14 protein-coding genes are annotated in these 12,600 nt (G+C 62.5%); 8 read left to right on the top strand and 6 right to left on the bottom strand.

Annotated elements, in window-relative coordinates:
* Positions 1-2 precede the first annotated feature (2 nt).
* A complete protein-coding gene (locus ASD31_RS05665) occupies positions 3-599 on the bottom strand; it encodes a DUF922 domain-containing Zn-dependent protease (RefSeq protein ID WP_056330621.1) in 597 nt (198 codons plus the stop codon).
* Positions 600-843: 244 nt separating this feature from the next.
* Here ASD31_RS05665 and ASD31_RS05660 point away from each other — a divergent pair, with 244 nt between their 5' ends.
* Both ASD31_RS05660 and ASD31_RS05655 read left to right on the top strand, forming a co-directional pair.
* Positions 844-1,344 (top strand): RrF2 family transcriptional regulator, encoded by a 501-nt coding sequence (locus ASD31_RS05660; RefSeq protein ID WP_056330698.1) that lies wholly within the window; start codon positions 844-846, stop codon positions 1,342-1,344.
* 25 nt (positions 1,345-1,369) lie between these two features.
* Positions 1,370-1,831: a carboxymuconolactone decarboxylase family protein gene (locus tag ASD31_RS05655; RefSeq protein WP_056330618.1), complete on the top strand. Its 462-nt coding sequence runs from the start codon at positions 1,370-1,372 to the stop codon at positions 1,829-1,831.
* 32 nt (positions 1,832-1,863) lie between these two features.
* Here the strand turns inward: ASD31_RS05655 and ASD31_RS05650 are convergent, their stop codons facing one another.
* Positions 1,864-2,499: a YitT family protein gene (locus ASD31_RS05650; RefSeq protein ID WP_056330616.1), complete on the bottom strand. Its 636-nt coding sequence runs from the start codon at positions 2,497-2,499 to the stop codon at positions 1,864-1,866.
* A 184-nt stretch (positions 2,500-2,683) separates the two neighbouring features.
* The gene (locus ASD31_RS05645) at positions 2,684-3,652 is read right to left on the bottom strand and encodes a methyltransferase (protein WP_056330614.1); all 969 of its coding nucleotides are present in this window, start codon (positions 3,650-3,652) and stop codon (positions 2,684-2,686) included.
* 186 nt (positions 3,653-3,838) lie between these two features.
* Here ASD31_RS05645 and ASD31_RS05640 point away from each other — a divergent pair, with 186 nt between their 5' ends.
* Genes ASD31_RS05640 through ASD31_RS05630 form a run of 3 tightly spaced genes read left to right on the top strand, consistent with a single transcriptional unit; the run spans position 3,839 to position 5,997 of the window.
* Positions 3,839-4,105: a DUF6460 domain-containing protein gene (locus ASD31_RS05640; RefSeq protein WP_056330611.1), complete on the top strand. Its 267-nt coding sequence runs from the start codon at positions 3,839-3,841 to the stop codon at positions 4,103-4,105.
* A gap of 1 nt (position 4,106) precedes the next feature.
* Entirely contained in the window at positions 4,107-4,610 is a 504-nt protein-coding gene (locus tag ASD31_RS05635) for a CAP domain-containing protein (RefSeq protein ID WP_056330607.1), read from the top strand.
* A gap of 28 nt (positions 4,611-4,638) precedes the next feature.
* Complete coding sequence (locus ASD31_RS05630; protein WP_056330604.1) at positions 4,639-5,997, top strand: MATE family efflux transporter; 1,359 nt, start codon at positions 4,639-4,641, stop codon at positions 5,995-5,997.
* A gap of 35 nt (positions 5,998-6,032) precedes the next feature.
* Here the strand turns inward: ASD31_RS05630 and ASD31_RS05625 are convergent, their stop codons facing one another.
* Both ASD31_RS05625 and ASD31_RS05620 read right to left on the bottom strand, forming a co-directional pair.
* Complete coding sequence (locus tag ASD31_RS05625; RefSeq protein ID WP_056330601.1) at positions 6,033-7,118, bottom strand: quinone-dependent dihydroorotate dehydrogenase; 1,086 nt, start codon at positions 7,116-7,118, stop codon at positions 6,033-6,035.
* Entirely contained in the window at positions 7,115-7,459 is a 345-nt protein-coding gene (locus tag ASD31_RS05620) for a DUF952 domain-containing protein (protein WP_056330599.1), read from the bottom strand. The genes ASD31_RS05625 and ASD31_RS05620 overlap by 4 nt, the downstream gene beginning before the upstream one ends.
* Positions 7,460-7,589: 130 nt before the next feature.
* Between ASD31_RS05620 and ASD31_RS05615 the strand changes: the two genes are divergently transcribed.
* From ASD31_RS05615 to ASD31_RS25790, 3 genes are all read left to right on the top strand, one after another.
* Positions 7,590-8,027 (top strand): hypothetical protein, encoded by a 438-nt coding sequence (locus ASD31_RS05615; protein ID WP_056330595.1) that lies wholly within the window; start codon positions 7,590-7,592, stop codon positions 8,025-8,027.
* A 75-nt stretch (positions 8,028-8,102) separates the two neighbouring features.
* Positions 8,103-8,750, top strand: a complete 648-nt coding sequence (locus tag ASD31_RS05610) for a response regulator transcription factor (RefSeq protein WP_056330591.1) — start codon at positions 8,103-8,105, stop codon at positions 8,748-8,750.
* A 124-nt stretch (positions 8,751-8,874) separates the two neighbouring features.
* Positions 8,875-9,039 (top strand): hypothetical protein, encoded by a 165-nt coding sequence (locus tag ASD31_RS25790; RefSeq protein ID WP_156392523.1) that lies wholly within the window; start codon positions 8,875-8,877, stop codon positions 9,037-9,039.
* A 46-nt stretch (positions 9,040-9,085) separates the two neighbouring features.
* On the opposite strand, the gene ASD31_RS05605 is transcribed toward ASD31_RS25790, so the two are convergent.
* Positions 9,086-12,589: a NahK/ErcS family hybrid sensor histidine kinase/response regulator gene (locus ASD31_RS05605; protein ID WP_056330590.1), complete on the bottom strand. Its 3,504-nt coding sequence runs from the start codon at positions 12,587-12,589 to the stop codon at positions 9,086-9,088.
* Positions 12,590-12,600: the final 11 nt, after the last annotated feature.

Genomic DNA, 12,600 nt, shown 5'->3' with positions numbered 1-12,600 from the left:
TGTTAGCCGCCATTGACCAGATCGAGGATCAACTGGTGGATATTGCCGCCATTGCTCATTTCGGTCCTGTCGAAATCGCGGCTTTGCCGGCGTTGCGCCTGCGACAGTTCGGAGAGGCGGCTGGTCATTTCCGTCCTGATCTTCCTGCATCCGGGATCGTCCGGAACGGTCAGACCAACGGTGGCGGCCTCGATCTTCCTGACCATGTCGATGATGATGTCGCCATGCACTTTCTCATGGGCCTCGACGCCGGCGATGAAGGTGGCCCAATTGCGCCTGGTGGGGTCGGGCAGGCCTTTTGCGGCCTTGGGCAGCGTATAGGTGATGATGAGCTTGGGGCGGGCGGAGACGAGAACGCAGGCCCCGTCCCGAGGTTCGTATTTGCGCGTCCAGGTCAGCTTGAAATTCGTATGGGCGATGGCGCGGATATCGCCTCCGACCTTCGGGCCGCGTGCGCCGATCGATGCGTAAAGCTCCGCGCCGGACCTGCCTTCGATGGCATAGGGCTCGACCTTTTCGACGGCCTGCCATTCGGCGTGGGCAATAATAGGCCGGAACAGAAGACAGGCGGCCAGCAGCAAGGCGCACTTGCCAGCCAAGGGTCGGCGCTGGCAGAGTTGAGGTGTCACATCCCTGAGCCGCGATGGCGCGGCCCTTGGCGTGTTGTTCGCGGACACAGCGGCAAGGGGGCGTCGCAATCCTGTTATCATCGTCTCTGTTCCCGTCGCCATTATGCCGTTCTATCGCGCCGCTTTTTCGAAAGGCAAGCGGTGGGGATCATTTTCGTCGTTGACAGGCATTCATAATCATGGATATAAATTATCCACGATAAAGGAGATGGCCGTGAAACTGGGTGAGGGTGTCGAACAGGCGATCCACAGCGTTGCGATGCTGGCGGGGCTTTCCGAAGGCGGCGTGCTTTCGGCGGCGGCGATCGCCGAATTTCACGGGGTGTCGACGAGCTATCTTCTCAAGCATCTGCAGGCCATGTCCGGGGCAGGCATTCTTTCCACCGTGCCCGGCCCGAAGGGCGGGTATAGGCTGGCAAAGAGCCCGGATCGGATCACGCTGCTCGATATCGTGCTGGCCGTCGAAGGCCCGGCACCGGCTTTTCGCTGCGGCGAAATCCGCCAGCGGGGGCCGAACCCTCTCCCCAATCACTACTTTTCCAAGCCCTGCACGATCTCGGCCACCATGCTGAGGGCGGAGCGTGTCTACCGGGCGGAACTGGCCAAGACCACGATTGCCGATCTCGGCGTGCAACTGGCCGAAATCGATGATGGAGCGATCGCAGCGAGAGGCTGCGCCTTCCTTGAAATTCACGAGCGTAAAACGGCTCGCTGAGCCATTAACAAAAGGAGAAGAACCCATGCAAACGCGTATCGACATGACGAAAGTATCGCCTGACGCCTACAAGGCGGTATTGGCGCTGGAAACCCATGTCCAGAAGTCCGGTCTCGAGCCTCGCTTCATTCACCTGATCAAGCTGCGATCCTCGCAGATCAACGGCTGCGGCTATTGCGTCGATATGCATGTCAAGGAGGCGCGTCATTCCGGGCTGAGCGAGCAATGGATCAACCTCCTGTGCGTCTGGCGTGAATCGCCTGTCTATGATGAGCGTGAACGGGCGCTGCTTGGCTGGGTTGAAACGGTGACCAATCTTGCCCAGACCGGTGTTCCGGATGAGGCCTATGAAACCCTGAAGGCGCATTTCTCTGCCGAAGAGATCGTTAAGATCACCGTTGCCATCGGCACGATTAATGTCTGGAACAGGCTGATGGTCTCCTTCCGCGCGCAGCACCCGGTCGATAAGCCCGCCAAGGCCGCCTGAAAATACCCCTTGCCCGCGGGGGGAAGGGACTTTCAAAGCGCGATATAGCGGTCGGCGCGGTGGTTGACGGTCAGGAACAGATTGAGCACCACCACGCCGACGACGGAATAGAAGACCACCGGTGGCGCCGTGACGAAGAAGGCGGCGGCCAGCACGCAAAGATCGATGCCGAGCTGGACGAGACCGGCGCGGATGCCGAAGCGCTCCTGCATATAGATGCCGAGAATGCCAACGCCGCCGAGGCTGGCGCGATGGCGATAGAGCGCCAGTACGCCATAGCCAAGCAGCAGGCCGCCGAGCAGGGCCGCCCAGGCCGGGTGGATGCTGGCGATTTCCAGGACCTGGCCCTGGACGCTGGTCAGGGCGGAGGTGATGGCGATGGCGATGAAGGTCTTGACCGTGAAGGCCATGCCGAGCCGTCTCCAGGACAGATAGAAGAACGGGAGGTTGAGCACAAAGAAGGCCAGCCCGAAATTGACGTCGAGGGTATAGTGCAGAAGAAAGGCGATGCCGGCGGTGCTGCCGGTCAAAAGCCCGGCGCTGGCGAGCACATAAAGCCCGAGCGCGGCCACGAGGCTGCCGGAGAAAATTCCCTGCACGTCCTCGACCGGCGTATGCCGGGTGGCGCTGGTGTTCCAGAAGCCGAGGGCATTGATTAGCTGGCTCATATCGCAGGCTCCGCCGTCGCCTGGCCTGAGTGGAGAGGCCAGCCGTAAAGGGTGTGAAGGAATGATGATGGCGACGCATTCGCGTCGTTCTTGTGCGATGCAGCAAATAGGCTTTCGGCCATTGCCAATCAAGCAAATTATGTAAGCAATGCTGACCTATTTTGCTTTCGCACGAAAAATGCGTTCAGGCCGTTTTCCGGGCAAGGAATAGAATGCCGGCAACCGGTTTTCCGCCATCATTGCGAATGTCGGTTCTGCTGACGGCGGAGAGCGCTAGGCCATGGACGGCACAAAGCCGGCGCACATAGTCTGGCGAATGCGCATAGCGCAACGACGGGCGCAGGGTAATATCCGCGTCGTCGTCGCCCTCCTCGACGGAAAAGGCGAGCAGCCCGCCTTCCGCAAGCAGTTTCACGACGATCGCAAAGAAATTGTCGAGGCCACCGAGATACATCAGCACATCGGCAGCACTGACCAGGTCGGCGCGCTTTTCCCCACCGCCCGAAAGCACGCCGCCCGCAAACGGATCGCCCGAAAACAGGCCGCACGCTTCCGGCGGCAGGGACAGGTCGGCCAGCGCGAGCCGATCGTAGATGCCTTTTCCTGCGGCCTTGGCCAGCATGTTCGACGAAAGATCGAAACCTTCGAGATGGCCGGCCCTGTCGCGGATACGCTCGCCGAACAGGCCGGTGCCGCAGCCAAGATCGACCACATGGGCAAAGACCTCGTCGCGCGCATGCTCGAAGATCAGTTCCGCCAGCTTTTCCGGAACGGTGTAGGCAAGCCCCTTTACCAGCGATGTATCGAAACGGCCGGCATAATCGTCGAACAATTGCGCCACGTAGAGGCTTGATGGCCGATCGGGGGCGGGGGTGCCGGCAAGGATGGCGAGTTTCAGGGCGGCGCCGAACATATCCCCGATATTGAGCGCCAGCACCCGTTGCAAGGCATCGATGGCGGCCTCCGTGCTGCCGGATTTCTCCTGATAATCGGCAAGCCTGAACCACCCGGACGGCCAGTCGGGAGCAAGATCCAAGGCCTGGATCATCAGCTCGGCCGCGCCGGCATGGTCGCCGGTGTCAGCGAGCATATGCGCATATTCGGCGCGCCGGTCGGCGATCAGGTCGCCGGAGGAAAGCTGATTGAACGGCATGGTTTCGTGCCTTGATGTTGCGCCTTCCGGAGTCCCGGAGTTTCATCCGCTTGTGAGGCCACAGTATAGAATTAGCAAGAGGCGATTTGACGGCAAGATAATCGGCCGGACGGTCAGCCATAGGCCTTGCAGCTTGCGACCGGGGCGCAGGCAACTTATGTCAGGTGAAACAGGAGAATCACGGATATGGCCGATGGAGTGAACAGGTTTCTGGGCGACACGCCCGGGCGGGTGATCGTCAAGCTGCTGGTCGTCTCGGTCATCGTCGGCTTCGTCATGGCTGTTTTCGGCTGGACGCCCTACGGCGTTCTCTACACGATCAGGGACTTCTTCCTCGATCTCTGGTATTCCGGATTTGACGCCCTCGGCCGGGTCGGCGATTATCTGCTGCTCGGCGCCGCGGTGGTGATCCCGGCATTCATCATCCTGCGTCTCTTCAGTTTCCGGCGGTAACATGCACGACCAGAGTTTTACTGCCTCAAGACGCCATCTCCTGCGGGCGGGCGTCCTTCTTTCACTGGGCGCGCTTGCCGGCTGCGGCACGCTGAAGCCGGATACCGGCGGCAAGGGCAGCGACCAGACGGAAGCGACGCTCGGTCATATCAACGACTTGAGAAGGCAGAGGGGCCTTTCGCCACTTAGGCGTGATCCGGCTGCTGCGCAAGCGGCCCTCTACCAGGCGGGCCGCATGGCCAAGGCCGGCAAGATGACGCATCTGATCGGTATCGGCGACAGTTTCCTGAACCGCATGAAAGACGGCGGCGTGGCGCTGCCGGCTTCCGAAAATATCGCCGTCGGCCAGGACAGTGCGGAGCGCGCCTATGCCGCCTGGCTTGCCTCGCCCAAACATCTGGAAAACATGCTGGGGCCGAACTATAGCGGCCTCGGCGTTGCCGTGATGCGCAATCCCTCTTCCGGCAACCGGCCCTATTGGGCCATGGTGCTTTCGAACGGCTGACCGGCTATCCCGGCTTGAGGACGCAAGCATGAGCGCATCGGACATATCCGGGCCTGCCGGAAATGCCGAGGGGGCCGGGCCCTTCCTCGTCACCAACCGGCTGATCCTTTCGATTGCGGTGCCGATGACGCTGGGCTTCCTCACCACTCCGCTTCTGGGGCTGGTGGACACCGCCGTCATCGGCCAACTCGGCCAGGCGACATTGCTTGCCGGACTGGCGGTTGGCGCCATCCTGTTCGACCTGATCTTCACGACATTCAATTTCCTGCGCTCGGCGACGACCGGGCTGGTGGCACAGGCCTTCGGGCGCGGCGACCGCACCGAAGAACAGGCGATTTTCTGGCGCTCGCTGACCATCGCCGTCGTCTGCGGCATTGCGATCGTGGCGCTGTCGCCCCTGCTCCTGTCGGCCGGCCTCTGGCTTCTCGCGCCGGGACCGGAAATCGAGAGCGTGACGCGCATCTATTTCCAGTACCGCATCCTGGCCGGCCCCTTCGCCCTTGCCAATTACGCCATTCTCGGCTTCGTGCTCGGTCGCGGCCAGGGAACGACGGGCCTTTTGCTGCAGACCCTGATCAACGGTATCAACATCGTTCTGTCGATCACGCTCGGGCTCTATCTCGGCTGGGGTGTGATGGGCGTGGCGATGGCGACCATGCTGGGCGAAGTGGTCGGCGCGATCGTCGGGTTTGCGATCGTCTATCGCCGCTTCGACCGGGCCAAGGCGCCGGACCTTGCGATGATCTTCTCCACCGAGCGCCTGAAACCGTTGTTCGGGCTCAATCGCGACATCATGATCCGCTCCTTCGTGCTGCTCGCCGCCTTCACGCTGATGACCCGTATCGGCACCTCGTTCGGGCCGGTGACGCTTGCCGCAAATTCGGTGCTGATGACGATCTTCCTCGTTGCCGGCTATTATCTCGACGGGCTGGCCAATGCCGCCGAGCAGCTGACCGGCCGGGCAATCGGCGCCCGCTTCCGGCCGGCTTTCGACCGGGCGCTCAGGATGACCGCGATCTGGTGCTTCGCGCTCGCCGGCGTCACGACGCTGGGCCTTCTCATCTTCGGCAACCAGTTGGTGAACCTGTTGACCACGGCGCCAGATGTTCGCGCCGAAGCTTATATCCATATGCCCTGGGCTGCGATCACGGCCGTTGTCGGCGCGCTGGCCTTCCTGATGGACGGGGTGTTCATCGGCGCCACCTGGTCGCGCGACATGCGCAACATGATGCTCCTGTCGTTCATAGGCTATGTGGCGGCCGTTGCGCTTCTGGTGCCGGCCTTCGGCAATCACGGCCTCTGGGCGTCGCTCAACCTGTTCCTGCTGTTTCGCGGCCTGCTCCTGCTGATGCTCATTCCACGCCGGTCGGCACAGACTTTCGCCTGAGCCGGCAGGCCGGAGATCGCCTTCGGCCTTTCAAATCATCCCTGTGCCGCCCAGTGATCGGTGCGGCTGCCGCGGATATCGCCGATCGAGGCCAGTCCCTCGCGGTCGCAGATTTGCGACAGGCCGCGTACGATCCGGCCCGGCAGCGCCGGCCCCTCATAGACCATGCAGGAATAGAGCTGGACGAGATTGGCGCCGGCCCGGATCTTCTCCGCCGCAGTCTCGGCCGACGAAACGCCGCCGACGCCGATGATCGGCATGTCCGGGCCGAGGCGCTTGCGCATTTTGGCAAGGACGATCGTCGATGCAGCAAAGAGCGGCTTTCCGGAAAGTCCGCCGCTTTCGCCTGCCTGTTTCCGGTCCCTGAGACCTTCGCGCGACAGGGTCGTGTTGGAAACGATCAGGCCGTCGAGATCATGCGCAAGCGCCACCGCTGCGATATCGTCCATGCCGTCTTCGGTGAGATCCGGCGCGATCTTGAGGAATACCGGCACGCGCTTGCCCGAAACGGCCGCTTCCTCACTTCTGGCGGACAGGACGGCGGAGAGCAGCGCTGCAAGGCTGTCGCGTGCCTGCAGGTCGCGCAGGCCCGGCGTGTTGGGCGAGGAAATATTGACGGTGAAATAGCGGGCGACCGAGGAGAAGGCGCGAATGCCGGCGACATAGTCGGCCACGCGGTCGGCGCTGTCCTTGTTGGCGCCGATATTGACGCCGATCAGGGCGGAGCGGTCGCAGCCGCGCAGGCGCCGGAGTGCTGTGTCGTGGCCCTCATTGTTGAAGCCGAGACGGTTGATCACCGCTTCGTCCTCGACCAGCCGGAACAGCCGCGGCTTGTCGTTGCCGGCCTGCGGTTTCGGCGTAACCGTGCCGATCTCGGTGAAGCCGAAGCCGAGCCGCAGCAGCGCTTCCGGCACTTCCGCATTCTTGTCGTAGCCTGCCGCCATGCCGATGGGATTGGCAAAGGCGAGGCCGGCCACGGTCTGCGCCAGGCGCGGATCGCCCGGGGCGGCGCAGCTGGGCGCAAGGCCGGTCTTCAGCGCCTTGATGGTCAATCCATGGGCGGTTTCGGGATCGATCAGGAAAAGCCCGCGGCGGGCAAGCGACTGAAAAACGTCGATCATCGGGTAAGCTCCGGAAACCGGTGCAGGCCGTCGGCCCCGAGCGGCAGCGGCTTTTGCCAGAGCACCGCCTCAAGGGGCAGGGGCCCATAGAGATGGGGAAAAAGCGCCCCGCCACGCGAGGGCTCATAGACCAGGCGCTCGTCGAGCGCCTCCCCATCGACGGCCACCAGCAGCAGGCCTTCCTGGCCGGCAAAATGACGCGCCGCGGTTTCCCCGGCTTGCTCGGCCGTTGAGAAATGGATGAAGCCGTCCGAGAGATCGACCGCAGCACCCTTGAATTCTCCAGAATTCTGCGCATCCTGCCATAGACTTGCCGGAACGATTTTATAGATGATGCTCATGGCGACGGCTCCGGGGCTGGACGATCTGTCTGCCGGGATTGCCAAAATCCCGGGTAAATGTCCACCGGCAAGCGGCGCATCGGATGGGATTTCGGCAATGGCGCCTGGTTTTAATCAAGGGGAGAGTGCGATGAACAGGATATTGATGCCGGTCCTGCTCCTGGGCGGTTTGTCGATCGTGCCTGGCGCGTTTGCCCAGGAGCCGGCGCCTGGCCGCTATGCCATGCAGAAAACCGAGAACGGCCTTGCCCGGCTCGACACCCAGACGGGCGAGGTTTCGCTTTGCCGGGAGACGCAGGGCGATATCGTCTGCCGGATGGCGGCCGACGAGCGCACTGCCTTTGAACTGGAGCTGGATCTCCTGACCAAGCGCGTCGAAACACTGGAAAAAGCCGTTGAAGAGGGCCAGGCGAGCGTGAAACCGCGCCTTCCCACGAAGGAAGAGATTGACCAGACGATGGGCATCATGGAAAGAATGATGCGCAGTTTCATGGGAATTGTGAAGGATCTGGAGGGCGAGGAGCGGTCGCCGTCCGATACGGTGCCCGAGAGTCCTCAAAAGACCTGACGGTATCCGGCGATCCATCCGAGCGCGGCGAACGGGAGGGTTTGCCGGCGCGCCGGGCTCTTGGGAGGGAGCGCCATGACATCAGGATTGACCATCATCATCGCGGACGATCATCCGCTGTTTCGCGGCGCCATGCGCCAGGCGCTCGCCGGCATGGTCGGCAATCCGCAGATCGTAGAGGCCGGGGATTTCGCTTCGGCGCGCCAGGCGGCGATCGATACCGCCTCGGCCGACCTGATGCTGCTCGACCTCACAATGCCCGGCGTCAGCGGCCTGTCCGGCCTGATTGCGCTCAGGGCCGAATTCCAAAGCCTGCCGGTCATGATCGTGTCCGCCCATGACGATCCGGCGACGATCCAGCGCGCCCTTGATCTCGGGGCCTGCGGTTTCCTCTCCAAATCCGCCGGCATCGAGGAAATCCGCAAGGGGATCGATACGGTGATTTCAGGCGATATCTTCACCCCGCCGGGGTTCCAGTACGGCATGGAACATGAGCCCGACGTGGCGGCCCTGCTGCAGCGGCTGCAGACGCTCACGCCCCAGCAATCGCGTGTGCTCGGCATGCTGGCCGAGGGCCTGCTCAACAAGCAGATCGCCTATGAGCTCGGCGTTTCGGAGGCGACCATCAAGGCCCATGTCTCGGCCATTCTTCTGAAGCTCAATGTCGACAGCCGGACGCAGGCGGTGATCCAGCTTGGCAAGATCGCGGCGGTGGCGGCTTGAGCTAGGGCGATCTCCTGAAGGTCCATATTCAGAACTGCCCAGAATATTGACGATCCCGTTCAAGCGGGAGGGAACTTTACGAACTGTTTCGTGTTGCAGATGAAACCGGAACAGGAGTTCTGCCATGCTCAACCGTTTGTCTTATGCCGCATTCGGCTTCGTTCTCGGCATTGGTTGCTTTCTCGCCGTCGTTTCCTTCAACAACGATAGTGACAACCTGCAGAAAACAGGCCGATTGGATTCCGCCGTCGCACCGGCCAATTTCGTGATGGAGCGCTTTGCCGGATAAATGACCGGCAGTGTCCGTTTGACGAGGATCGTTGAAACCTGTCGGGCTATTCCGCTGCGGCCTTCGTCGATATCGACAATTGCGTCAGCCATGCCCGCATCGAGGCGGGGCGGACCGGCTTGTTCTGCAGTGCTACGGCATCCCGTTCCGCCGCGCCCCGAACCTCGGGCGAACGGTCGGCGGTGACCAGCAAAGCGGGGATGGGGGTGCCAAAATGCTCCCGCATCGCGCGGATCGCCTGAAGGCCGGTTCCATCCTCAAGATGATAATCGGCGATGATTGCGTTTGGCCGCTGGTCATTCGCCGACAGGCTTCCCTGCCATAGTTGCAGAGACGCAACGGTTACGACGGTACATCCCCAGCCTTCCAGCAACAGCTTCATCCCCGCCAGAATGAGCGGTTCGTTGTCGATGCACAGGACGCGCAGGCCGTGCAGCGGCTCGGCCGTGCGGATTAGCTCGGCGGAGGTCGCCCTGGGAGCGTCAGCGTCAGTGCCGGCGCTGTCAATTGGTATCGTCACCCGAAAGCGGGTGCCCTTGGCCGGCTGCGACTGCAGATCGACCCCGTGATTGAGAACGCGCGAGATGCGGTCGACGATCGACAGGCCGAGACCGAGGCCGGAGGCCGTCCGGATGCCTTCGTCGAGGCGGGCGAATTCCTTGAAGACGGTGCGAAATTTGGAAGGCGGAATGCCGATGCCCGAATCGATCACCTGGATCACCGCATTGCCGCCCTCGCGCCGGACGCCCACGAGCACCTTGCCGGCCGGCGTGTATTTGATGGCGTTGGAGACGAGGTTCTGGACGAGCCGCCGCAGGAGATTGGGATCCGTGCGGACGGTGAGCGAGGTCGGCATGACCTTGAGCCTCAGATTGGCGGCGCGGGCGACGGGCGCGAAGTCCGTTTCGATGCGTCGCAGGAGGTCGTTGAGAGGAACCGATTGCAGCCGCGGCTTCATCGCGCCGGTATCGAGCCTGGAAATGTCGAGGACGGCGCCGAGGATCGATTCCACCGATTCCAGCGAGGAATCGATATTGCGCACCAGCGCACTGTTTTCCGAACTGCCGAGCCGCTCCACCAGCGAGGACGAATAGAGCCGTGCGGCGTTCAGGGGCTGCAGGATGTCGTGGCCGACGGCGGCAAAGAAGCGGGTCTTGCCGATATTGGCCTCTTCCGCCGCCGCCCGCGCCTCGGCGACCTCCCGGTTGACCCGGGTGAGCTCGCCAGTCCGCTCGGCGACGCGCAGTTCCAGTGTCTCGTTTGCCTGCTTCAGCGCCATGTCGGCGGCCACGCGCCGGGAGATGTCGGTATAGGTGGTGACGATGCCCTTGTCGGGCATGGCATTGGTGCGCACCTCGATGATGCGCGCACCGCCGGCGAGTTCGAGCAGGAACGGCTTGTCGAGCGTCAGGAAATCAGCCACCAGCGCCTTTCCGTCCTCCTTGCCGATATCGCCGCGCCGGGTGAGGATGGCGAGGATATCGGCCAGCGGAAAGCCGACCTGGCCGGCCGCTTCCGGCAGGTCGAGAAGCTGGCGGAAGCGGCGGTTCCAGATGATCAGATTATTGGAACTGTCGAAGACGGCGATACCCTGGTCCATCTGCGACAGCGCCGTCTGCAGCATGTCCTGGTTATATTGCAAGGCTTCGGAGGCCTGGTCGAGAAGCCAGGCGGTATCCGAGGAGGTGTCATCGAGCCGCTGCAGCACCAGCGACAGGACAAGGCGTGCCGAGGACGAGCCGATGGCGCTGCCGAGCAATTGCTCCGAAAACTGGATCAATGCCATGTCGGCGGGCTGATGATCTTCCAGCCAGCGGCCGGACTGGCGTTCATAGGTCTGGAAGGAGCGCTTCATCCGTTCCTCGCCGAGATAGCGGGCGATGGTGGTTTTCAGGTCGAGAACGGTGATCTTGGTCTTGCGGCCGCGAAAGGCTTTTTCGGTGCGCGATTTGCGGTGAATGAAGACGCCGGCCTGCAGCCGCTCCAGTGGCTTCGGCACCCGGGTGAGCGAACCGATGACATAGGCGAGTGCATTGACCAGAAGGCTGAGCGCCGAGGCATTGACCAGCGGGTCGGCATCTGGGCCGGAAAAGGCCGAGGTAAAGGGAAACAGGAATTCGAGCACCGTGGTCGCGACATGGGAATTGTCCTGTCCGCCGAGGCTCGGCAGGAACAGAAGATAGGCCCAGACGACGAAGCCGAGCGTCATGCCGGCGATGGCGCCGCGTGCATTGGCCTGGCGCCAGACGAGGCCGCCGAGAAAAGCGGGCGCCATCTGCGAGACGGCGGCAAAGGACAAGAGCCCCAGCGAAGCGAGACCGGCGCTCATGTCGGCGGAGCGATAATAGCCATAGCCGAGCAGCAGGACGACGAAGATCGCGGTGCGCCGGACGTTCAGCAGCGTGCCGGTAACATCAGGCGAGCCGCCATGGCCGGTGAGCTTGCGCCTGATGAAGACCGGCATGACGATATCGTTGGAGATCATGATCGACAGCGCCACCGAGGCGACGATGACCATGGCGGTGGCGGCGGAAAAGCCGCCGATGAAGGTGATCAGCGCCACGATCGGCATATTGGCCGCAAGCGGCAGTTTCAGCAGGTAGAGATCGGCCTCGCCGCTTCCGCCGAACGTAAGGACGCCACCGATGGCGACGGGCAGCACGAACAGGTTGATGGCGAGGAGATAGATCGGGAACAGCAGGCCGGCGGTGCGTAGATCCTTTTCCGTGCGGTTCTCGACGACCGTCACATGGAATTGCCGCGGCAGCATGATGATGGCAAAGGCCGAAAGCACGACGAGCATGATCCAGCGCGACATCGGCGTCTTGTACTGCAGCGCCGACATGACCTGTTCATTGGCGATCGCTTTTGCCCAGAGATCGCCCGGTCCGTCAAACAGGAAGAATACGACATAGAGGCCACCGGTGACCAGCGCCAGGAGCTTGACCACCGATTCCATGGCGATCGCCAGGATAAGGCCGTCCTGGTGCTCGGTCGCATCGGTGTGGCGAGTGCCGAAGACGATGGCGAAGCAGGCGAGGAACAGCGTGACGAGCAGCGGCAGGTCGATGAAATTTTCGCCGGCGCCGATGCCGTAGCCGCTGGTATCGATTATCGCGGAGACCGAACTGGAGACCGCTTTCAGCTGCAGGGCGATATACGGAATGGCGCCGACCAGCGAGATCAGCGCGACGATGGCGGCGACGGCCGGGTTCTTGCCGTAGCGCGCCGCGATGAAATCGGCCACCGACGTCAGCTTCTGGGCCTTGGCAAGCGCGATGATGCGGCGAAGCACCGGCAGGCCGATGGTGAACATCAAGATGGGGCCGATATAGATGCCGGTAAATTCCAGCCCTCGCTCGGCGGCAAGTCCGATCCCGCCGAAATAGGTCCAGGAGGTGCAGTAGATTGCCAGGCTGAGCGCATAGACCAGCGGCCTGCCCTTGCCGGGAGCGGTTTTCCGCGCCTTGCGATCACCATAGCTTGCCACCGCGAACAGCAGAAGCAGATAGGCGAAGGCGGCTGCGAAAATGATCGAGCCTGAAAGCATGTCCTCTCCTT

Source organism: Rhizobium sp. Root482 (genome assembly GCF_001426565.1).
Classification (GTDB): domain Bacteria; phylum Pseudomonadota; class Alphaproteobacteria; order Rhizobiales; family Rhizobiaceae; genus Pararhizobium.
This window is presented reverse-complemented; position numbering and strand designations above follow the sequence as displayed.